Below are 21,383 nucleotides of genomic sequence, written 5' to 3'. Positions count from 1 at the left end.
CCCAGAACGATAACGGCAAAATACCCATTGATTGCTTCATGGATATTCAATTTTGAGAAATCATGTGTTTTCGGCTTAATTTTTGATAGCTTGCTATAATATCCAATACAAGACAAAAAATGAAAAGACTTTTACTGCTCCCCATCTTTTTGTTCCTGTTTCATTCCTGTATTCCTTTACGAATCGCACCCGATATCGAAGACTACAAAGTTTCTAAAGGGAAAAAATTCAAACGGGGTTTACCCAAGCGACAAATGTTCATTTTTGAGGACCATAAAGACGCCTATTGTTTTTATAATTTCATAAACACAAAGTTTGATTTAAAACACAAAAATGTACATGATGATGTGCCTTTTGAAGTAGATGGGAAGACATTTTTTTTCTCTTTCTATGAAGTTGGGATAAATAGCAAACCATTGACCGAAATCTCGACTTTATTCGATATTGCATACAATGCGGCTTTGGTAGTTGGGGGGTTTGAACCCATTTTTGCTGACGACGACGAAGATGCTGTCATAAATGAACATTGGTATATCACCATAGAGGTGTATAACGACACGGAAAAAGATTGCCTGAGCATGGATTCTCTTTCCAGAGAAGCGGTTTTAAAGTATCTTCACGCTTTGAAAAATGAATACACGTCTACCTACAATCACAATGAAGTCGTTTTTAAAAACTAAGGATTTTTCGGTTACCGGTGAGCCGTTCGAGCTGCTTTATGATGCCGAAACCGATATGTTGGTAACAGCCCCCCGACCCAAAAATCTTTCCAAATACTACGAAAGCGATACCTATATTTCCCATACGGATTCCCGAAATACATTGACCGATAAATTATATCAAACCGTAAAAAGGTATAATATCAAAAAAAAAATAAAGCTCGTTACATCAATAGACCAAGATGAAAAAACACTTTTGGACGTTGGGGCGGGAACGGGAGATTTTTTGTTAAAAGCAAAAATGAGCGGTTGGCAGATTGCTGGGGTTGAACCAAATGCCCCGGCACGAGAGCGGGCGTCTCAAAAAGGAATTGAACTCCACTCGGATTTAAGTGAAATATCTAATAAACAGTTTGATGTGATCACCCTTTGGCACGTGTTGGAACATTTGCCTGACCTTGATGAGCAAATCCAAAAACTGGAATCACTTTTGAAAAAGGAAGGCAGACTTGTAGTTGCCGTTCCCAACTTTAAGTCGCACGATGCAGAATTTTATGGCACTTTTTGGGCGGCCTATGATGTGCCGAGACACCTTTGGCACTTTTCGAAGAATGCGATACAAAAACTCTTTGCAAAGCAAAAAATGATTTTGGTCGAAACAAAACCAATGATTTTTGATTCGTTTTACGTTGCGCTCCTATCGGAAAAATACAAAACGGGCAAACAAAATTTTTTAAGCGCATTTTGGAGGGGGCTGATCTCCAATATAAGTGCTTGGAAGTCCAAAGAGTATTCTTCCCATATATATATCCTTAAAAAAGGGTGAAAACTGTTTTAAAGCGATTTGCCGAACATTTACGGCATTGGGCATGCAGTAGCATGTATTTCAAAAGACGTATAAAAAAACACCTTTTTTTAACCTCGTTTTTAATAGAAATCGTTAATTGTTCAAATATATACCAATAGTTTTTGCCTATACAGCCCATTTTTAGAAAACACGCAGCTTTCTTTTAAAACAGGGCAAAAATAATACGAAACAAAATAGGTAGCATATATCTCAAAAAGCTTTCCTATTTTTGCAAATCCAAAAAAAGTAAAAGAGCTTAATTAAAATAAATTAAAGAGTAACAAATGAAAAAATTGATTTTGGCCATAGCGGCATTGGGAATTATGTCTTGCCAGCAAAGTAAAATAGGTTACGTTGATAACGTAAAGCTGATGGAAAAATACCAGGAAAAAATTGATGTTGAGGCAAAGTTCAAGACCAAAGCCGATGCATTTACCAAAAAGAAGGATAGTATAACCCAAGCCTTTCAAATAGAGGCTCAGGCTTTTCAGGCAAAGGCCCAAACCATGAACCAGAAAAAAGCTCAGGAAGAATATGGCATGATGCAACAAAAAGGACAGTTTATAGGGCAACAACTACAGCAAGAAGAATTGCAATTACAGACTGCCGGTCAAACCGAGATGGATAGTTTGGTAAATAAAGTTAAGGCAGAAATCAAGGATTTTGGCAAAACCAGCGGTTACACCTATATTTTGACCGGTGGTGATGGCGGCAGCGTTCTTTACGGTGCCGAGGCCAATGATCTAACCGATGAAATCATCAAAATTTTGAACGACAAATACAAGAAATAACGTATTGTGCTTTCGTAAATGAATGCATGACCCGGGCAAATCGCCCGGGTTTTTTTATTGCTGTAAGATAAATACCAGTAAAATAGCAGGAATAAAGTAGACCGCTATGGTTTTTGCACCCTCATAGTCTTTCGCCATACGTTGCCCAAAAAGCAACATAAGCAACGACACGCAAGACATGATCGCACCATAAAGGGCCATGCTTTTGGAGTCAAGCATCAACAATTGATAAATGCCGATAGCGCAAAGAATGCCCGCTACAACTTCGGACAGTAATACAATGCCCAATAAAATAGGAACAAGGCTCCCAAGGGGCGTACCCTCAAAATGTCCTTTGAGCCACGAAAGGTTTCCCTTCCAGTCAAATACTTTGTCGATACCACTTTGTAGAAAAGTTATGATCAAAAAGAGAAGTAGTAAAATCTCGGTCGCGTATTGTAAAATATGTTCCATAGTTTTCTTTTCTATATATAATTGTGTTCAAATCAAAAAAGTCAGCTACCGTTTTCTGAAACCAGCTTACTTGCCTTTTTGTGCAGTAGCCTTGTGAGCTTAATGGACAAATCGGTCAAAATCAATTTTGAATTTCCATTGCGCTCTACATGGTAAATCGCTTCTTCGAGCTCTTCGGCTATCTGCTGAATATTGTTTTCATGTACAAAAGGGGCAAATTTTTCGAGTTGAAAGCCTTCGACGTGTATTTTCATATAGGCCAGTTCTTGTGTGTTGTAATTAATGAGCAAGGCTTGGCGCATTACAGAAAGGCAGTACAGTAAAAACTTTTTTTGTGTCTCTCTCCCGGTCTTGGCAACCTCGTCGCCCCATAGGATAAGCTCATGTATTGCAGCTTTGTTCCCCTTGGCCTTAAAAGCACTTCGCACCCATTGTACGAACCATTTCTCGAAAACAAGATCTTCGGAATCCTTGTTCATTAAATCTATGGCCTTGTTAAAATTACCATTGGCTTCATGGGCTATTCGCAAGGCCTCCTCCCGTACTAAGCCTTTTTCTATAAGTCCGTTTGCAATCGCCTCTTCCGCCAAAGGCGGAAAATGAAGTGCCTGACAGCGGGAACGAATGGTCTGAATAATTTGCTCCTCGTCTTCGGCCATTAAAATAAAAATGGTCTTTTCCGGAGGTTCCTCTATTAATTTTAAGAGTTTGTTCGCCGAAGCGATGTTCATTTTTTCGGCCATCCATATAAGCATTAGCTTATAACCGCCCTCATAAGATTTAAGGGATAACTTTTTTACGATATCCTGAGCTTCGTCAACGCCTATTTGTCCTTGTTTTTTTTCTATGCCGATGGCCCTATACCAATCAAATAAATTACCATAAGGCTGCTCTTTGACAAACTGCCGCCATTCTTCCATAAAATGATTGCTTACCGCATGACTTTTTATCGTATCGTTATTGGCGACGGGAAATGTAAAATGCAGATCGGGATGGGTTAGGGAGCTGCATTTGGTATTACAAGCTTCGTTGGTTCCCGTATTTTCGCCATCGGTATTTTTGCAGAGTACATATTGAGCATAGGCAATGGCCATAGGTAATGTGCCACTACCTTCGGGCCCAACGAACAATTGTGCGTGTGGAATACGGCCCGCATCAGCGCTTGAGACCAAGTGGTTTTTAATATGGGTCAACCCTAAGATGCTCTTGAACAACATGCTTCAAAGATAAGTTTTTTAAAGGAACACATGTAGAGATTCACTTGGCGGGCCGGGGCTTCAAAATATATCGTTATAACGGTAATTGATATTTTTGAGACGCTGTGCATCCACCTGTTAAGAAAAGCCAAAAAATAGAGGTGATGCGACAAAGTCCAATGTGGAACATCCAAAATCTATCGACTTTTTACATACATTTGCCTTTTCCTAAACCTAATGATATGAAGACGATAGAAGATTTCAATTTTGAAAATAAAAAAGCACTGATACGGGTAGATTTCAATGTGCCTTTGGATGCCGATTTCAATGTGACCGACACCAATAGAATTGAAGCTGCCAAACCTACGATACTAAAGGTTTTGGAAGATGGTGGGAGTGCTGTCTTAATGAGTCATTTGGGTAGGCCAAAAGGCGAGAAAAACCCGGACTTATCATTAAAGCATATTTGTGCCGCCGTATCCGATAGTATTGGTGTTACCGTTAAATTTGTCGAAGATTGTGTTGGGGAGGTCGCTACAACAGCTGTTGAAAATTTAAAAAGCGGTGAAATATTGATGGTTGAAAACCTAAGGTTTCACAACGAGGAGACCAGTGGAGACGTAGCTTTTGCCGAAGAGCTTTCCAAATTGGGAGATATATATGTGAACGATGCATTTGGCACGGCGCACAGGGCACATGCATCTACAACGGTAGTGGCCCGATTTTTCCCTGAAAACAAATGTTTTGGATATTTATTGGCCAAAGAGATAAAGGCTATCGGAAAGGTAATGCAAACCGGGGAAAAACCGGTCACCGCTATTTTGGGGGGCGCCAAAGTCTCTTCTAAAATAACCATCATCGAAAACATATTGAACAAGGTGGACCATTTGATCATTGGTGGCGGAATGACTTATACCTTTATAAAAGCACAGGGGGGCAATGTTGGGGATTCCATCTGTGAGGACGATAAAATGGACCTCGCCTTGGCTATTTTGCGACAAGCCAAAGAAAAGGGCGTTGAAGTACACATTCCGGTAGATGTTTTGGCAGCGGATGATTTTAGCGATTCGGCAAATACCAAAGTGGTAGATGTAGACAAAATCGAAGACGGCTGGCAAGGTTTGGATGCCGGACCAAGAACTCTGGAAAATTTTAAAGAGGTTATCTTAAAATCGAAGACCATTTTATGGAATGGACCCGTTGGCGTTTTTGAAATGGAAAGTTTTGCCAAAGGAACCATCGCCGTAGGCAACTACATAGATGAAGCCACACAAAACGGAGCGTTTTCACTAGTAGGTGGCGGAGATTCGGTCGCTGCGGTCAAGCAATTTGGCTTTCAGGAAAAGGTAAGTTACGTCTCTACCGGAGGTGGGGCCATGTTAGAAAGCCTAGAAGGGAAAACCTTGCCAGGAATCGCTGCAATATTAGGTGAATAAGCACGTTATCGATTAACGGTACCTACGGTTTTTCGCGTAGTTTTCAATCGAAAATTTTATAATTTCAGAAAAAAACACGATTTTCGTTCGCCCCGTACCCTAATATTGGCTGTATGTATACGTTTAGAAAATTTTGTTTTATTGGTTTAATGTTGGTTACGGTTTTTTTCGCTGTGGCACAGCAAAAAGACTCCATTCCAAAAAATACGGTAAAAGTTTTAGAGGTCGAAGCCGTGCCCTTGGACTCTTTGGCCATGAAAACGACTGGAATGGAGCAAACTGACCTTGAACTGGTTCCGAGCGCTGTAAAAGACAATAGTGTTTCGGCTTTATCCAAGACCAAAAAAGGGTTTCAACTACAAGACCAGCTTGACGCAGCAAGGTATGATAGTATCTGGTTGAATCAACTATCGGAAACTGCAGTGATGTACGAGAACATGTACGATGATATTTCCAATTTGGATATTGACAAAACGTATGAGCACAATCTCCCTACCGATACCTTAAAAGCACGTTTGAACAGGCTCAACGAAAAAACCCCGCTGAACATAGAGTACAATCCGTCCTTGGAGAACGTTATCAAATCATTCCTTACCCGCAGAAGGGGTTTGATGGAGAAAATGCTAACGGCCAGCCAGTTTTATTTTCCTTTATTTGAAGAGCAGCTAGACAAGCATGATGTTCCACAAGAAATCAAATACCTATCCATTGTAGAATCCGCCTTAAATCCGAAAGCAAGGTCACGGGTAGGTGCAACGGGCCTATGGCAATTTATGTACGGCACGGGGCGCGAACTCAAACTAGAGGTCAGCAGTTATGTGGATGAACGCAGTGACCCAATAAAATCTACCGAAGCCGCCTGTATTTATTTGAAAAGATTGTATAGCATCTATGATGATTGGGATTTGGCGTTGGCCGCCTACAATTCTGGACCGGGAAATGTGAACAAGGCGATACGACGCTCCGGCGGCTATCGAAACTATTGGAATATCAGAAATAACCTTCCTCGGGAAACCGCTGGTTATGTACCGGCTTTTTTGGCTACCATGTACTTGATGGAGTATGCGGATGAGCACGATATCAAAATCAAAAAAGCGAAAAGACCCTACTTTGAAACGGACACTATTCATGTGAAGCACATGATTACTTTTGACCAAATTTCCGAATTGACAGGGATTTCCGTCGAAACGATAGAGCTGATGAACCCTTCCTACAAACTAAACATTATACCCTACGTAGAAGGGAAGAACTACACGTTAAGATTACCCATTTCCGAAATGGGCAAATTTGTGGCCAATGAAGAGGCCATATATGCCCATGTGAAAAAGGAACTCAAGGACAAAGAAAAGGTATTGCCCCAATTGGTCGTAGCTAAGGATAGGATAAGATATAAAGTGCGCAGTGGAGATTACTTGGGCAAAATTGCGGAACGTTACGGTGTTGGCGTAAGTCAAATAAAAAGGTGGAACGGAATGCGAAGCAATAATCTAAGAGTAGGCCAGCGTTTGACCATTTTCCCAAAGAAACCCGTAGGCAGTCCCAACACAAAAAAACCAACCACCAAGGTAGCGGTCAAGCTGCCTTCGGATAAATCCAAGATACACACGGTACAAAGCGGAGACTCCCTTTGGACCATTTCCAGAAAATATCCTGGAATTAGTATCGATAATTTGAGAAAGTGGAACGGTATTAGTGGTAACAATCTAAAACCAGGCACAAAATTAAAACTGTGTGATTGTTCATCATAAACTGTAACAAATGAAATTCTTGAAAAACCTTGGAACCACTTTCCTTTTTTCACTTGTACTTTTTTCCTGTAAGGAAGAAAAGAACAAAAATTACCAGCCAGAATCCATAGGCCCTATCAACTCCGTTGCCGTAGTCATGGAAAACAGCCTATGGGAAGGCCCCGTTGGCGATAAGGTTAGGGAGTATTTTGCCGCATCGGTTCCCGCACTTATATGGGACGAACCCCAATTTACCATAACCCATCTGCCGCCGCAGGTTTTCGAAGGCATGGTGCGGAATACACGATCGGTACTTTTGGTTCAGTTGGACTCGGTCAACGTGGCCCATATTAAAAGCGATGTGTATGCACGGCCCCAAAAAGTAGGTGTAATCAAAGCGAGTAGTATAGAAGGATTGATTACTAATTTGGACAAAAAAGCTGCCGAAATGGTAAGTGCCTTTAAAGTTTTGGAGATTAACGAAACCCAAAACAGGTTCAAAAGATCTTTAAGTAAAGAAACCGTACTCAAGGATAAGTTTGGGGTTGCCCTGGACTTACCATCGGTATATAAAGTAGGAAAGCAAGAAGACAACTTTGTTTGGATCGATAGGCAGATACAAAAAGGCAGTATGAATATTATTGCCTACGAACTGCCCCAAGATAGTTTTACGAACGATTCTACATTTGTAAAAGATATTGTAAAATTAAGGGATTCAATAGGGAAAAAATATATTCCCGGCCCCGACGTAAAAGATAAAGTAACCTACATGGTCACTGAAAAGGCATTCGCCCCCTATGTTTTTCCGGCAGAAATTGCGGGTATGAAGGGTGCTGAGGTACGCGGTATTTGGGAAATGGAAAACTACCCCATGGCCGGGCCTTTTATCACCTATATCCTAAATGATACACAGAACAATAGAAAAATAGTGTTGGAAGGTTTTACGTTTGCCCCGGCAACTGAAAAGCGGGATTACATGTTTGAACTTGAAGCTATTTTGAAGACAGCAGAATTGGTCGATAAAAAATAGCAAAGCCCCGTTTCACATTCTAATGAAACGCTATCAAGTCGAGTATATTTCATGATTGGAACGTATAAACTTGAATCAAGGGCAAGCATTTTTTCTGGTTCCCCAAAACCATATATCATCAAAATAAACAACCAATTGTACAATAGTGTAAAAAAGCCCCATCTGGGGCTTTTTTGTTTGCGTTTTGCTCAATCAAAAGCAAATCCCGTAGATAGCCTAAACACAAAAGCGTAAAATGTGATTGCGATCAAAGCAAAACAAAACCAAGAAAAAGCCTTAAAATAATTGGTTACGATGTAGTGTCCCAAATTTCTAAACGCTTCTAAATAAATCTCCTTAAAAAGTAATAATTTCCCCATATACCTAACTTATGATTAATAATTATGGCAAATGTGACTTCTTATCCCCAAAGGGCTAAATAAAATGGATAAAACGGGCAAATTGTAGGATGTAAAAAAGAAATATTTTTATATCTCCGTGAATTACTTTTTTATTCGATGACCGGCATGTACCATAGTTCTGAACAGGCATTCAAAGTATACGCACCCCATATTTGAGAACAAAAAAACGCCCGTAAAGGCGTTTCATAGGTTTAAGCTGGTTGGTTAATATCAATCAAAGGCAAACCCTGTAGCAAGCCTAAAAATGAATGCGTACAGTACTATTAAAAAGCTGACAAAACAAAACCATGAGAAGACCTTGAAATAGTTCTTTACAATGGCGTTGCCTAAGTTTTTAAATGCCTCTAAATAAATGTTTTTGATAAGTAGGAGGTTTTTCATGATATTGGGATTTTTGGGATGTTATTCAAATTGTTTTCTATATAACAGCAAATAGTCAACAAACGTATGTGGTGAGCGTTAGTTTGTTGTGAAATAAGGGGTTAAAGTTGTGAAATCAATATTTTGATGAATTGCAATCGTTAAATCCGGATACGTATTGTTTTTGGATAATGGTCACAATCGTGCCCTGCCAATCCGGTAAAATTAGTTACAGGTGCTTATTCTATATATTTTAATTGATGTAGAGAGGCGAAAAACAGTACTTCTGCTGCCAGAGAGCTACCGAGAACAATTACATGGCCAAACTCATATAAACCTTTAAAACCATATGAGCGTAAGTGCTTACGCCTTTTTATGGCATAGACCAAAGTTATATATGGCAAAGATGGGGCGTCAGTAGTTTTTTGGCCTACGAAAGCGGTTGTATTGCATGTAATCACGTGTAAATTTTTAAAAACAAAAGGCGCCGCACTTTATATAGCACGGCGCCCGGTTATAAATGGACTTAATGTTATATACGATTACATTTTTACGATAATGAATTCCGAACGCCTATTGCGCTTGTGCTTTTGACGCGTGCACCTGATACTGCCATCACATTCATTCAGTAATTTTTCCTCACCATAACCAATAGCACTCTCTATACGGTCTTCCGATATTCCTTTTGAGATAAGATAATCTCTTGAGGACTTCGCCCTTTTGTCGGATAAATACTTATTGTACGATTTTGAACCTCTAGAATCGGTGTGGGATTCAATTTTGATTACCATATCCTCGTATTCGTTCATGACTTCGACCAACTTATCGAGTTCTTCCGCCGCATCGGTTCTTATATGGGATCTATCAAAGTCAAAGTAAATCATATCGGTCTTCAACTTTTTAATACCATCCTCAATAGCGATGAGTTCTTTGAGTTTTTTCAAGGATATGTCAGCGTTGACCATTTCATTATCTTTTGTGGAAACCTCCCTAACCTCTTCGAAATACTCTCCTTTGACGGTTTTTAAGATATATTTGGTATTGCTTTCCAAATCCTCAAAGACAAAACTACCATCATCGCCAGCGGTAACTTCCTTGAGTTTTATATTGTTTTCATCCAATAATACAACTAGGGCTTCGGGCATTACATCCCCGGTGACCAGTTCGGTTACCACACCTGAAATAGCATTTTCATTGATTTCCTCAACGATCAGACGTTCAAAGGAGTAAATATCATCATCGCCTTTGCCCCCTCTACGATTAGAGGCAAAGAAACCTTTTTGGGTTTCCTCATTTACGATATAGGAGAAGTCATCTTTTTTACTGTTGATCGGTTGCCCGACGTTCTTTACTTTTGAAAAGCCGTTTTCTTCATTTAGTATAGCCTCATAAACATCCAAACCTCCAAGGCCCACGTGGCCGTTGGAAGAAAAATAGAGCTTTTTGTTGTTTATGAACGGAAACATTTCTTTGTGCTTGGTGTTAATTTCCGGTCCAAGATTTCTTGGCTCTGAAAAACTGCCATTTTCAAGTACATCAACCACGAAAATATCGGTTTGCCCTATACTGCCCGGCATATCGGAAACAAAATACAGCTTCTTGCCGTCGGGGCTCAAAGCCGGGTGCCCGGTCGAATAATCATCACTATTAAAATCTACTTCGACAGCTTCCGTCCATTCGTCGTCGATTTTATTGGATTTGTATATTTTTAAATGGTTTATGCCGTTTTTGTCGCGCTTCAGTTTTTTGCCGAAGTTGTTTCTCGTGAAGTACATGGTCTTGTTGTCCGGTGAGAATGTAGCGGTAGCCTCGTGGTATTTAGTGTTTATTTTTTTAGAGAACTTGGTGGCATTGCGAAGTTCGTTCGATTCCTCGTTTATCTTTGAAACATAAAGGTCCAAGTAGGGTTGGTCGTTCCATTTATACCGTCTGGTATTAAAAAAGGAAGAATCTTTGGCAGAAGCAAATACAACTTCATCATCATTGTGAAAAGCAGGGGAAAAATCAGAATATTTTGTATTAATCCGTAAATTTTTGATATCGAATTTTTTATCCGTAGTCAAAATTTTGTCCAAAACCTTTTCCTTTGAATCGTAGTTGCGTTGCGATGCCACATCGCTGTGCTCGGCTTTTATCTTTTTGTTGTAGAGCCGCATCAATCTTTTGGCACGGCTATATTTACCCGTACCTTTTAAAGAATGTGCATACTTGAATAAATTGTCGGCTGACATGTCTTGGCCATGATTACTGTAAAGTTGGTCATACCAATAGTAAGCCCTTTCCATATTGGTATTGAAATAATGTGCATCGCCCGCTTTCTGTAAAATCTTAAAACTATGGTTTTTCTTGTCTTTTAAGGCTTCTTCGTAAAGAAGTGCAGCTTCAGCATACCACATTTTATTAAAATAACCGTCGGCACGTGTAATAAGATTACCCTTTTTCTTGCCATTTTCAAGAGAGTCCGTTATGGGGCCAGATAGGTCGTTTTTGGCCACCATTTCGGTATGGGAATAGCTAGATAGATTGCTTGTTTCATTTAGAGAGCGGTCAATGATGAGAACCCATGTTTTTCCGGTGTACTTACCATCAAAATTTGTATTATGAGCGCCAATAACCTCCTGTACGGTCGAATACCGATTTAAATAAACGTAGTTTAATTTGTTTTCAGGATTAAAAATGGTGCCTACGTCAAACCCTTTTCTCTCTAATTTTTTTGTGGTCTTCTTTAGGTTTTCGGTTTGCTTATGGGTGCCGCAAACAACATAATAACCATCTTCAACGCCATTGATATTTCTTATTGACCTATTGGTGATATTGTTTTCCTTAAAAATACTTTTGGCATCTTTAACTGTACGGATAGATTTTTTTTCTTTTATTGTTGCGAGAGAAACGTTTTCAAGAAGTGCCTGTTTAGGTTCAAAGTTGGCATAGGAACTCTCAGGTGCTTTCTGTGCCGTAACACCTAAACACAATAAAAAAATAAAAAATGAAATGATATGTTTCATAACCGTTGACGGGTTGGTTTGTTAGGCGTAACTCTCTGAAAAGATAAAAACAAATTGGTTGATGTATACGCGCACACAATAACGATGAAAGTAGTGCTTATGGTGCTTTTTGGTCATTATTTGTTGTGAAACCATGGTTTTTTGTCGTGTAAACCCATGTTATCGTATTGTATATGATGTAAATAACAGAGAAACATCAAAATAAACCAATAGGTATTATCTTGTTTTTGGATAAAAAAATTCCGTTAATACTAGATTAACGGAATAAGTTCAATAGTAAAAAACTAAGCTATTCTTCTTTTTTCTCCTCTAATTTTTCATCGTCCTTGGATGCATCCTTAAACTCTTTAATACCACTACCCAGACCTCTCATAAGTTCAGGAATTTTCTTTCCGCCGAACAACAACAGAACCAATACTACGACTACTGCGATTTGCCACGGCCCAATTGCTAAAAATATTGCTGATGATATCATATTAAATTTCATTAAATGAATGACAAATGTACTAAAAAAGTTGTAAGCATACTGTTAATACAAACGATAAGAAAGGTATTTAAGTATAAAAACCCGAAAATAGATAATGTTCGTATATTTTAAATTGTAACCCTATATTTGTTTACGATGGCCCCAAAAAACAAAAAACGAAAGGAAATCAGAAAAAAGCTCTTACATAAGTATCGCTTGGTAATACTTAATGAAGATACTTTTGAGGAAAAAATATCCTTTAAATTGAGCCGATTAAATGTTTTTGTTACAGGCTCTTTATTGATTGTTGGGCTCATTGGCCTTACCATATTGCTGATTGCCTTTACCCCGTTACGCGAATATATTCCAGGATACTCCTCTACAAAATTGAAAAGACAGGCGACCGAGCTCACGTACAAAACCGACTCTTTGGTAAACGTCCTAAATTATACCAACAGGTATTTAGAAAATGTAAGAATGGTTCTGAGGGGTGATGTCGCCAACAACGAAATGAACCGTGATTCGCTCTTTGAGCAGTTTAAGATAGACCCTTCAACGGTTGACCTGACACCAATACGAGAAGATTCCATTCTTAGGGCACAGGTAGAGTTGGAGGATAAATACAATTTATTCAAAAGTGATGTTGATAACATAAATCTCTTACTCTTTCCTCCGGTCAGTGGTTCAATTTCCCAAGAATACGATAGCAAGGAAAAACATTACGCCGTAGATGTTGTGGCTGCAAAAGACACTCCTGTAAAGGCTGTGGCCAATGGTACCGTGGTCTTCGCAGAGTGGACGGCCGATACCGGTTACGTACTCATGATAGAACATAAAGACGGTCTGCTTTCAGTATACAAGCACAATGGTTCCCTAAACAAATACCAAGGCGATATTGTGCGAGCCGGAGAGGTTATCGCATCTGTTGGAAATACAGGCGAGCTGACCACTGGACCTCATTTGCATTTTGAACTTTGGAGCAATGGGACACCCGTAAACCCGCTCGATTATATCGATTTTAAATAAGCCTATGTCCCTAAAATCATTTGCCGCCAAAATATTCGCCAAAAACGTAGTCAAAAAAACCTCTAAATGGGTCAACGCCCCAATTGAAACACAAGAGAGAACATTTCAACACCTGATGTCTAATGCCCAAAACACACTTTTTGGCAAAGACCATGGTTTCTTGGATATACAATCCCATTCCGATTTTGTAAAAAAAGTTCCCATACGTGATTACGAGGCCCTAAAGCCCTATGTTGAAAAGGTGGTCGAGGGCGAGTCAGATATATTGTGGCCAGGAAAACCCCTCTATTTTGCTAAAACTTCGGGAACTACTTCGGGAGCGAAATACATACCCATAACCAAGGAGTCCATTAAAAATCAAGTCAACGCATCACGCAATGCCATTCTCACGTACATTCACGAAACGGGCAATGCCGATTTCGTAGATGGCAAGATGATTTTTTTACAGGGCAGTCCAGAGATGACCGAGAAAAACGGAATACAAGTAGGAAGACTTTCTGGAATATCCGCACATTATGTGCCCAATTATCTACAAAAAAACCGTTTGCCCAGTTGGGAGACCAACTGCATAGAAGATTGGGAAACCAAGGTCAACGCCATTGTCGAGGAGACGGTAAAAGAAAACATGACCGTTATCGCCGGTATACCCTCTTGGGTACAAATGTATTTTGAGAAACTAAATGAAAAAACGAACAAAAAGGTAGGCAAACTGTTCCAAAACTTTCAGCTTTTTATTTATGGGGGTGTAAATTATGAGCCGTATAGAGCGAAGTTTGAGAACCTGATCGGCAGAAAAGTAGATAGTATAGAACTTTTCCCGGCAAGCGAAGGCTTTTTCGGCTATCAAAACTCCCAGACCGAAAAAGGCATGCTTTTATTATTGGACTCGGGGATTTTTTATGAGTTCGTAAAGGCAGACGAGTTTTTTGAGGAGAACCCCAAGCGCATTACCCTCAAGGATGTTGAGGTTAATGTAAATTACGTAATGATTATCTCTACCGATGCAGGACTCTGGGCGTACAATCTAGGAGATACCATTCAGTTTATTTCGGTGAAACCATATAAGATCATTGTTTCCGGCAGAATAAAACATTTTATCTCTGCCTTTGGGGAGCATGTGATAGCCAAAGAAGTGGAACAGGCGATGCAAGATGCCATTTCAATGACCGATGCCCGTGTCAACGAATTTACCGTTGCCCCACAGATCACCCCCGAGAACGGGGAATTGCCCTATCACGAGTGGTTAGTGGAATTTGAAAGGGAGCCGACCGATATGTTGAAATTCATTCAAGTATTGGACCAATCACTCCAAAAACAGAATAGTTATTATTTTGATTTGATCGATGGTAAGATACTTCAGACCTTAAAAATTACCGCTATACGGCCGGAAGGTTTTCGGGAATACATGAAATCTATCGGTAAATTGGGCGGCCAGAACAAAGTACAACGTTTGTCTAACGACAGAAAAGTAGCCGACGCATTATCGACCTTCAAAGCAGAGGCATAGCGTTATGGATTCTTACTATCAAAGACCCATTTATCGGCATACATACCATACACAAGGCCTATTTCGTTCTCCAACACATAAGCTTCATCTTTTCCAGGGTCAAAGTTAACGTTGTAGACATATACTTTAATTCCGTTATCCCGTAATTGAAGCAGTAATTTTGTGTTACTTTCTATGATTCTTCGCGAAAGTGCAACGTATTTTATGTTGTTTATGTTGAGATATTCCAATTTATCGCCTTTTATTTTTTGTAGAGGCTCTTGGGAAATCATGGCATTAACACCGTTTTTGGAGGCCTCCTCTAAAGCCATAAGGCTAAACAGCTCCATAACAAGCCTGCTCTTGTCCACAAAATTGTTTGCGAATTTTATGGGGTCGTTAACTTTATCGGTAATTAGTGTGGCATCGGGGTGAGCAGCGAACCAATCGTTTATCCCTTTAAAGTCCAGAGTAGTGTAATCACCGTAAATTTTATGTTTTTTAAACTCTGAGAGGGTTGGCGGTAGCTCACCTTTATAATCGGTGAATCGCGCCCACATCTTCCAGTCATGTGCGGCGACCAATTTACCATCTTTCGTCTCTACGATATCCAACTCAAAAAAACGGAAGCCTTTTTTGTAATTTTCGTTCAGGGCCTGCAGGGAGTTGGTAGACTTTACCCCGTTTATCTCTCCGCCCGCATGGGCAATAAAGCGGTCATTACTTGGCTCGAACTCATATTTTATTTTAGGAAAATATTCTTTGGTGACCGAGACGTTTTCGGGTATTTCGGTATCGAGCGTTACAGAAAGGCCATCTATTTTTTCAATTAGCTGCCCTTGAATGTTATGTGCTATATAAGCCTGTCTGTTCTGCAGGCCGCTCAAAACGGGAAAGCCTATTTTTTTGAGCTTTTGTGAGAACGTGGCCAGGCTTTTGGATGCCGAATCGTGGGCCAAAATGGCGTATATGGCTCCATCACTTTTTATTTCGGTCAATACCGTTACAAACTCTTGGGAAGCCTCGGGGCTCGAATAGGTATCAAAAGTCTTGAACTCGTATTTTTTCCCTGGCTTGAAGCATATGATGGTCAGCCCCCTACCAATATGCTCGGTAATTCCATTTACGGTAAAGCTGCTTCTTTTTTTTGCATTAAAGCTGTTGCTCTTTAATTCTACGACACCATCGGCATCCATTAAATATGAAGATAGTGATGGCGTATGGGCATCGGCATATTGTAATGTCAAAAAACTTAAGAAAAACCCGAAGATTATTTTAACTGCACTTGAATATCTCATTGCGATATGATTGATAATGTTGGGATATAAACGTGATTTTTAAAGGATTAGTATAGCGACCGAATTTCTAAATTGGAGGTGTCGAATAAAGAAAAGTTATACATTAAATCGTAACTTTGTCCGAAGATTTTTTATGAGCAAGACATCATACACTACACGCGCGCAAGAATCTACCAATGCCATTGAGCGTTTATACATTACCATGCGACATTTGTTTAACCGTGGGTTCTACAAACCTACGGGGGTATCGGGCGAAAGTTTGCGAAATGCCCTGTTACAATTGCGCCCAGAGATTTATGGATCGGTCGCCGAGGAAAAAGCGGAGCTTAACGGATTGATCTATGTTCTTGACCGCCTGCCAAAAGGTATCGAAGAATGTAGGTATATCAATCTTACTTCCGACGAGGGCTATGGGAAATCCCATTTTAAGCCCATTGTTCCACCAAAACGAAGGAGAAACTGCTATCGTATCGACGATGAGCAGATGAACATAGAAATCACGCGGGGGCGATCGGATATTTACGATATTTTAACGCACCTTACCTTTTTGTATATCGAATCCCATAAAATCTGCAAAAAAGTATTGATCGAGGATTCAGGGGATACTATCCGCGATTGGACCAAATTGGAAAACGCTGCCAAAAAAGAAGAGCTTACCCAGCAGGAAAGAGAAGTCGCCTTGATACATGCCGCCAATATTTTGGGTAGGCCTTTTCAGGAAATAATGGGTATACATTCCGTTTTATCCACAAAGGAAAATCCGGAACGGTTTTTAAAAATCATCTATTGGCTCGGTAAATTGGCCATAGAGGAAGAAACGACCGGCAACAAAAGGGTCATCACCTTCAGTGCCATGCTGCGTGAGCGTTTGGGCCACCATATTCATGGGGAAAGATGGGCCAATACCATAAAGGAAACCTTGGAGAAAGAAAAGTTATTGGAAAGGCCCATTCATATCATAAGCGCCAATATGCATAGTGTAATGAATTCTTTGTTCGCCAAAAAAGCACTAAAGAAAGAGTTTCCGGAGAACGATTCGCTAAAAATTTATGAAGCCCTGAGTTCCTCTGAAAATACAGCGCTTAGAGATAAGGTTATTGAATCGGCCAAGAAAAACGGGATGATTCCTATTGACGATATTTCAGGTACTAATATAGATATTCAAATTTTTGATACGGCCAAGTTTGGGAACGGGGCCTGTTGCTATACCTTTAAAGATGATGTGCCCGATGCGGAAAAACCTATTATCTTTGTCATGGATTATGCTTTTGGGGAACAGGCCTATGAAACCATTGATGAGTTTTTAAAACCGTTCAAAAAAGGGAAAGAAGTCAAATCCTTTATGAATATCGCTTCTATTTCAATTATGGGTAAAGCCGGCATTCTTGAAGGTGGCAAGGGGGACTTGATGATTCCCACTGCACATATATTCGAGGGCACTGCGGATAATTATCCCTTTGAAAATGAACTGTGTGCCAAAGATTTTGAAGGAAACGGATTAAAAGTATTGGAGGGTACCATGGTCACGGTTTTGGGAACATCATTGCAGAACAAGGATATATTGAAGTTTTTCCATAAATCAACCTGGAATGTCATCGGGTTAGAGATGGAAGGCGTGCATTATCAAAAAGCGATACAATCCGCTTCAAAAATAAGAAGGAGCATCAGTAAAGACGTGAAAGTTAGATATGCCTATTACGCTTCCGATAACCCTCTGAAAACAGGGAGTACTTTAGCTTCTGGAGGTTTGGGAACAACAGGTGTAAAACCCACATATTTGATAACCTATAAAATTTTGGAACAAATATTCGATTCATAGCCATGGCAGATAAACAACCACAAAACAATTCTGATGAAATAGATTTGGGGCAGTTGTTCCAAATGATAGGAAAGGGGCTCAATAAAATATTCATAGGTTTTCTACGGGTTTTCCTCTACTTGAAGAAAAGAATATTCATTCTTTTAGGACTTTTGATTATTGGTGCGGCATTGGGTTATGGCTTAAATCAAATTAGAACCAAACGATTAAAAACCGAAGTGATCGTGAAACCCAATATGGAAAGTAAAAACTATCTGTATGACGTTGTTAATGAGATTCAGGCCAACTTAAAGGCTAAAAACATCGATTTTTTTAAAAGTATCGGAGTCAATTTGGAGAACCTCGAAGGCCTTGAAATAGAAATCGGTAGGGTTGAAGGCAGCAAGAGTTCTGAAAGTGACTTAAAGTACCTGGAGCTATTGCAGAGTTTTGAAAAGACCGATGCGATTTCTGATATCGTACGGGCCGAACTGGAGAACAAAAGCTCTTTTAACCATAGAATAACCTTTTTCTACAAAGATGCCGACAAGGGTCAAAGGTTTGCCGAGAAAATCATCGAATATATAAATACCAACGATTATTTTGATGGGCTTGTAAAAACATTCAGAAGCAATGCCGAAAACAGGATAGAGGAAAACAAAACGCTTTTAAAACAAGTAGATGAGCTTGTGGCCAACTATTCCAAAAAAATGGCACAAGAAGATAGGTTAACGGGCAGTGAACGCATTGTTCTGGACAATCAAGAACAAATGGATATTACTGGGCTTTTTAATCTAAAGAATAGTTTGATACGGGATATCGAGCTCAAAAAAATGGACCTACAGGAAAATACCGATGCAATCAAGGTAATAAACTTCGGAAAGCCGCAACAAGTACAAAAGTCTTTTTTTGGGAAAAGCCTGGTGTTGATTCCCCTTGTTCTTTTAGGTATTTTCTTTGTTTTTTCATTTCTAAAGTATTTAAACAAAAAAGCAGCCGAAATACAATAACATGACAACGCTTGTTACAGGGGGTGCTGGTTTTATAGGCAGTAATTTTATACCTTATTTTCTAGACAAAAATCCGAATACCACAGTCATTAATTTGGACAAATTAACGTATGCAGGAGATTTGAACAATCTTGATGAAGTATCTCAAACCAACCGATATCGGTTCGTACAGGGAGATATTTGTAACCAAACCCTTATTGATTCTATTTTCACAACACACAAAATCGATTCTGTGATACATTTTGCGGCAGAGTCGCACGTAGATAAATCCATTTCAAACCCTGATAGTTTCATAAAAACAAATATCGAGGGCACGTATACTCTATTGGAGGCCGCAAGAAAACACTGGGGAGAAAATAATCAGAGCAATCGTTTTCATCATATATCTACAGACGAAGTTTACGGTAGTCTTGGAGATTCAGGGTTTTTCAATGAAAAAACTCCCTATGCGCCCAATAGTCCATATAGCGCATCCAAAGCAGCTTCTGATTTTTTAGTGAGGAGTTATTACCATACTTTCAAACTTAATACGATTACCACCAATTGTTCCAACAATTACGGCCCTAAACAGCATGATGAAAAATTAATACCTACGATAATCAGGACGGCCTTGCAAGGGAGTACAATCCCTATATACGGTAAAGGAACCAATGTTCGGGACTGGCTTTATGTATTGGACCACTGCAAAGGAATCGATACTGTGTTTAAAAAAGGTAGGCCGGGCGAGACTTATTTGATCGGCGGTAATAATGAATCGACAAATCTAAGTATCGCGGAGAAAATATGTTCTATTTTGGATGAGCTTTTACCGAAGGCCAAAGGTAGTTACAAAGATCAAATAGCCTTTGTGGAAGACAGAAAAGGGCATGACCACAGATATGCTATCGATGCGTCAAAGATAGGTCAAGAACTACATTGGAGGGCAGTAGAGAGTTTTGATACAGGTCTGCAGAAAACCATAAAATGGTATTTGTCTAAATACAAAAAAAATACCGTATGAAGGGAATTATATTGGCAGGGGGTTCGGGTACTCGTTTGTACCCATTAACAATGGCTATAAGCAAACAGCTAATGCCTATCTACGACAAACCTATGATATATTACCCATTGTCCACCTTAATATTGGCTGGCATACGTGAAATATTGATAATTACTACTTCTTCAGACGAAGCTATGTTCAAAAATTTATTGGGCAATGGTTCTCAATTGGGATGTGATTTCAATTATGCTATTCAAGACCACCCAAACGGCCTGGCCGAGGCCTTCATTATTGGAGAAAAATTCATAGGGCGAGATAAAGTGGCATTAATACTTGGAGATAATATTTTTTACGGTTCTGGCCTGTCCAACTTATTACAGTCAAACAATGACCCAAAGGGCGGCATAATCTACGGATACCATGTAAACGATCCAAAAAGATACGGAGTCGTTGATTTTGATGCCGAAGGCAATGTAATTTCGATAGAAGAAAAACCTGAAGACCCAAAATCCAACTACGCTGTACCTGGTATCTATTTTTATGATAATCACGTAGTGAAGATGGCCAAAAAGATAAAGCCTAGTTCCAGGGGAGAGCTAGAGATCACCGACTTAAATCGAAAGTATTTGGAGAAGGGAGAACTAAAAGTCAGTATACTAGACAAAGGAATCGCTTGGTTGGATACGGGAACATTTACGTCCTTGATGCAGGCATCACAGTTTGTACAAGTGATAGAAGAACGTCAAGGGTTAAAAATAGGCTCTATTGAGGAAGCCGCCTATAAAATGAACTATATTTCAAAGGCACAACTTCATAAACTGGCCACACCCCTTTTAAAAAGCGGTTATGGCGAATATTTAATGCAATTGAACTAAATGAAGATTACCGAAACTGTTCTAAAAGGCTGTTATATTTTTGAGCCACATGTAATTGAAGACGAAAGAGGTGTTTTTTTTGAATCGTTCAAAAAAAATGAACTGGAAAATGCTTTAGGCCATACAATAGATTTTGTTCAGGACAATCAATCCATCTCAAAAAAAGGAGTTTTGAGGGGGTTGCATTTTCAAAAAGGAAAAGCGGCCCAGGCCAAGCTGATAAGGGTGATAGATGGAGAAGTTTTGGATGTAGTAGTCGATATGCGAACCGACAGCCCTACTTATTCAGAACATTTTAAAATAAATTTATCGGGCTGGAATAAAAAAATACTTTTTATACCAAAAGGTATGGCGCATGGGTTTTTGGCATTATCCGATAGAGTGGTCCTTGCTTATAAATGTGATAATTATTATCATCCTGAAGCCGAAAGTGGTATCGTTTATAATGATAAAAGCTTGAGTATCGATTGGGAATTTCCAGACAAGGATCTAATACTCTCTGATAAGGATTTAAAGCTTCCTAAATTTTCTGAATTATAA

General features: G+C 39.5%; 20 protein-coding genes. 13 read left to right on the top strand and 7 right to left on the bottom strand.

Annotation, left to right across the window (positions count from 1 at the left end; all coding sequences use genetic code 11):
* The first annotated feature begins 119 nt into the window (after positions 1 to 119).
* The 3 genes from HYG79_RS07880 to HYG79_RS07870 all read left to right on the top strand — a co-directional run bounded on the left by HYG79_RS07880 (position 120) and on the right by HYG79_RS07870 (position 2,297).
* Positions 120 to 680, top strand: a complete 561-nt coding sequence (locus tag HYG79_RS07880; RefSeq protein WP_179241558.1) for a hypothetical protein — start codon at positions 120 to 122, stop codon at positions 678 to 680.
* Positions 658 to 1,485, top strand: a complete 828-nt coding sequence (locus tag HYG79_RS07875; RefSeq protein WP_179241557.1) for a class I SAM-dependent methyltransferase — start codon at positions 658 to 660, stop codon at positions 1,483 to 1,485. The genes HYG79_RS07880 and HYG79_RS07875 overlap by 23 nt, the downstream gene beginning before the upstream one ends.
* A 305-nt stretch (positions 1,486 to 1,790) precedes the next feature.
* The gene (locus tag HYG79_RS07870) at positions 1,791 to 2,297 is read left to right on the top strand and encodes an OmpH family outer membrane protein (protein ID WP_179241556.1); all 507 of its coding nucleotides are present in this window, start codon (positions 1,791 to 1,793) and stop codon (positions 2,295 to 2,297) included.
* A gap of 54 nt (positions 2,298 to 2,351) precedes the next feature.
* On the opposite strand, the gene HYG79_RS07865 is transcribed toward HYG79_RS07870, so the two are convergent.
* Together HYG79_RS07865 and HYG79_RS07860 are read right to left on the bottom strand one after the other, a co-directional pair.
* Positions 2,352 to 2,750, bottom strand: coding sequence for a DoxX family protein (locus HYG79_RS07865; protein ID WP_179241555.1), 399 nt, complete (start codon positions 2,748 to 2,750; stop codon positions 2,352 to 2,354).
* A 41-nt stretch (positions 2,751 to 2,791) separates the two neighbouring features.
* Positions 2,792 to 3,967: a DNA polymerase III subunit gene (locus HYG79_RS07860; protein WP_179241554.1), complete on the bottom strand. Its 1,176-nt coding sequence runs from the start codon at positions 3,965 to 3,967 to the stop codon at positions 2,792 to 2,794.
* Positions 3,968 to 4,188: 221 nt separating this feature from the next.
* On the opposite strand from HYG79_RS07860, the gene HYG79_RS07855 reads away from it, so the two are divergent.
* The 3 genes from HYG79_RS07855 (at position 4,189) to HYG79_RS07845 (ending at position 8,139) form a co-directional block, all read left to right on the top strand.
* A complete protein-coding gene (locus HYG79_RS07855) occupies positions 4,189 to 5,382 on the top strand; it encodes a phosphoglycerate kinase (protein ID WP_179241553.1) in 1,194 nt (397 codons plus the stop codon).
* Between the two features lie 113 nt (positions 5,383 to 5,495).
* On the top strand, positions 5,496 to 7,130 hold the full coding sequence (locus HYG79_RS07850; protein WP_179241552.1) for a LysM peptidoglycan-binding domain-containing protein: 1,635 nt from the start codon (positions 5,496 to 5,498) through the stop codon (positions 7,128 to 7,130).
* Between the two features lie 10 nt (positions 7,131 to 7,140).
* Positions 7,141 to 8,139 (top strand): DUF4837 family protein, encoded by a 999-nt coding sequence (locus tag HYG79_RS07845; protein WP_179241551.1) that lies wholly within the window; start codon positions 7,141 to 7,143, stop codon positions 8,137 to 8,139.
* Positions 8,140 to 8,327: 188 nt separating this feature from the next.
* On the opposite strand, the gene HYG79_RS18220 is transcribed toward HYG79_RS07845, so the two are convergent.
* From HYG79_RS18220 to tatA, 4 genes are all read right to left on the bottom strand, one after another.
* Entirely contained in the window at positions 8,328 to 8,498 is a 171-nt protein-coding gene (locus tag HYG79_RS18220; RefSeq protein WP_317168497.1) for a DUF6747 family protein, read from the bottom strand.
* Positions 8,499 to 8,750: 252 nt separating this feature from the next.
* Positions 8,751 to 8,921: a DUF6747 family protein gene (locus HYG79_RS07840; protein ID WP_179241550.1), complete on the bottom strand. Its 171-nt coding sequence runs from the start codon at positions 8,919 to 8,921 to the stop codon at positions 8,751 to 8,753.
* Positions 8,922 to 9,442: 521 nt separating this feature from the next.
* Complete coding sequence (locus HYG79_RS07835; RefSeq protein ID WP_179241549.1) at positions 9,443 to 11,905, bottom strand: OmpA family protein; 2,463 nt, start codon at positions 11,903 to 11,905, stop codon at positions 9,443 to 9,445.
* 289 nt (positions 11,906 to 12,194) lie between these two features.
* A complete protein-coding gene (gene tatA / locus HYG79_RS07830) occupies positions 12,195 to 12,380 on the bottom strand; it encodes a twin-arginine translocase TatA/TatE family subunit (protein ID WP_179241548.1) in 186 nt (61 codons plus the stop codon).
* 147 nt (positions 12,381 to 12,527) lie between these two features.
* Between tatA and HYG79_RS07825 the strand changes: the two genes are divergently transcribed.
* Together HYG79_RS07825 and HYG79_RS07820 are read left to right on the top strand one after the other, a co-directional pair.
* Positions 12,528 to 13,397 (top strand): M23 family metallopeptidase, encoded by an 870-nt coding sequence (locus HYG79_RS07825; protein ID WP_179241547.1) that lies wholly within the window; start codon positions 12,528 to 12,530, stop codon positions 13,395 to 13,397.
* Between the two features lie 4 nt (positions 13,398 to 13,401).
* Positions 13,402 to 14,904: a GH3 auxin-responsive promoter family protein gene (locus HYG79_RS07820; RefSeq protein ID WP_179241546.1), complete on the top strand. Its 1,503-nt coding sequence runs from the start codon at positions 13,402 to 13,404 to the stop codon at positions 14,902 to 14,904.
* 2 nt (positions 14,905 to 14,906) lie between these two features.
* Here HYG79_RS07820 and HYG79_RS07815 read toward each other — a convergent pair whose 3' ends face one another.
* The gene (locus HYG79_RS07815) at positions 14,907 to 16,181 is read right to left on the bottom strand and encodes a glycerophosphodiester phosphodiesterase family protein (RefSeq protein WP_179241545.1); all 1,275 of its coding nucleotides are present in this window, start codon (positions 16,179 to 16,181) and stop codon (positions 14,907 to 14,909) included.
* Positions 16,182 to 16,314: 133 nt separating this feature from the next.
* Between HYG79_RS07815 and HYG79_RS07810 the strand changes: the two genes are divergently transcribed.
* The 5 genes from HYG79_RS07810 to rfbC are packed head-to-tail and all read left to right on the top strand — an operon-like array spanning position 16,315 to position 21,383.
* Positions 16,315 to 18,000: a DUF6909 family protein gene (locus HYG79_RS07810; RefSeq protein ID WP_179241544.1), complete on the top strand. Its 1,686-nt coding sequence runs from the start codon at positions 16,315 to 16,317 to the stop codon at positions 17,998 to 18,000.
* A 2-nt stretch (positions 18,001 to 18,002) separates the two neighbouring features.
* On the top strand, positions 18,003 to 18,989 hold the full coding sequence (locus tag HYG79_RS07805; protein ID WP_179241543.1) for a hypothetical protein: 987 nt from the start codon (positions 18,003 to 18,005) through the stop codon (positions 18,987 to 18,989).
* 1 nt (position 18,990) lies between these two features.
* Positions 18,991 to 19,989, top strand: a complete 999-nt coding sequence (gene rfbB / locus HYG79_RS07800; protein ID WP_179241542.1) for a dTDP-glucose 4,6-dehydratase — start codon at positions 18,991 to 18,993, stop codon at positions 19,987 to 19,989.
* Positions 19,986 to 20,843: a glucose-1-phosphate thymidylyltransferase RfbA gene (gene rfbA, locus HYG79_RS07795; protein WP_179241541.1), complete on the top strand. Its 858-nt coding sequence runs from the start codon at positions 19,986 to 19,988 to the stop codon at positions 20,841 to 20,843. The genes rfbB and rfbA overlap by 4 nt, the downstream gene beginning before the upstream one ends.
* A complete protein-coding gene (gene rfbC, locus HYG79_RS07790; protein ID WP_179241540.1) occupies positions 20,844 to 21,383 on the top strand; it encodes a dTDP-4-dehydrorhamnose 3,5-epimerase in 540 nt (179 codons plus the stop codon).

The sequence above is a fragment of the Costertonia aggregata genome, from assembly GCF_013402795.1.
GTDB classification, from domain to species: Bacteria; Bacteroidota; Bacteroidia; order Flavobacteriales; family Flavobacteriaceae; genus Costertonia; species Costertonia aggregata.
The sequence above is the reverse complement of the archived record's forward strand: the minus strand, read 5'-3'. Positions and strand labels throughout refer to the sequence as shown.

Bases quoted from the DNA above. Each gene is read 5' to 3' on its own strand.
- HYG79_RS07880 (WP_179241558.1), top strand. From the start codon at position 120: ATGAAAAGACTTTTACTGCTCCCCATCTTTTTGTTCCTGTTTCATTCC.
- HYG79_RS07875 (WP_179241557.1), top strand. From the start codon at position 658: ATGAAGTCGTTTTTAAAAACTAAGGATTTTTCGGTTACCGGTGAGCCG.
- HYG79_RS07870 (WP_179241556.1), top strand. From the start codon at position 1,791: ATGAAAAAATTGATTTTGGCCATAGCGGCATTGGGAATTATGTCTTGC.
- HYG79_RS07865 (WP_179241555.1), bottom strand. From the start codon at position 2,750: ATGGAACATATTTTACAATACGCGACCGAGATTTTACTACTTCTCTTT.
- HYG79_RS07860 (WP_179241554.1), bottom strand. From the start codon at position 3,967: ATGTTGTTCAAGAGCATCTTAGGGTTGACCCATATTAAAAACCACTTG.
- HYG79_RS07855 (WP_179241553.1), top strand. From the start codon at position 4,189: ATGAAGACGATAGAAGATTTCAATTTTGAAAATAAAAAAGCACTGATA.
- HYG79_RS07850 (WP_179241552.1), top strand. From the start codon at position 5,496: ATGTATACGTTTAGAAAATTTTGTTTTATTGGTTTAATGTTGGTTACG.
- HYG79_RS07845 (WP_179241551.1), top strand. From the start codon at position 7,141: ATGAAATTCTTGAAAAACCTTGGAACCACTTTCCTTTTTTCACTTGTA.
- HYG79_RS18220 (WP_317168497.1), bottom strand. From the start codon at position 8,498: ATGGGGAAATTATTACTTTTTAAGGAGATTTATTTAGAAGCGTTTAGA.
- HYG79_RS07840 (WP_179241550.1), bottom strand. From the start codon at position 8,921: ATGAAAAACCTCCTACTTATCAAAAACATTTATTTAGAGGCATTTAAA.
- HYG79_RS07835 (WP_179241549.1), bottom strand. From the start codon at position 11,905: ATGAAACATATCATTTCATTTTTTATTTTTTTATTGTGTTTAGGTGTT.
- tatA (WP_179241548.1), bottom strand. From the start codon at position 12,380: ATGATATCATCAGCAATATTTTTAGCAATTGGGCCGTGGCAAATCGCA.
- HYG79_RS07825 (WP_179241547.1), top strand. From the start codon at position 12,528: ATGGCCCCAAAAAACAAAAAACGAAAGGAAATCAGAAAAAAGCTCTTA.
- HYG79_RS07820 (WP_179241546.1), top strand. From the start codon at position 13,402: ATGTCCCTAAAATCATTTGCCGCCAAAATATTCGCCAAAAACGTAGTC.
- HYG79_RS07815 (WP_179241545.1), bottom strand. From the start codon at position 16,181: ATGAGATATTCAAGTGCAGTTAAAATAATCTTCGGGTTTTTCTTAAGT.
- HYG79_RS07810 (WP_179241544.1), top strand. From the start codon at position 16,315: ATGAGCAAGACATCATACACTACACGCGCGCAAGAATCTACCAATGCC.
- HYG79_RS07805 (WP_179241543.1), top strand. From the start codon at position 18,003: ATGGCAGATAAACAACCACAAAACAATTCTGATGAAATAGATTTGGGG.
- rfbB (WP_179241542.1), top strand. From the start codon at position 18,991: ATGACAACGCTTGTTACAGGGGGTGCTGGTTTTATAGGCAGTAATTTT.
- rfbA (WP_179241541.1), top strand. From the start codon at position 19,986: ATGAAGGGAATTATATTGGCAGGGGGTTCGGGTACTCGTTTGTACCCA.
- rfbC (WP_179241540.1), top strand. From the start codon at position 20,844: ATGAAGATTACCGAAACTGTTCTAAAAGGCTGTTATATTTTTGAGCCA.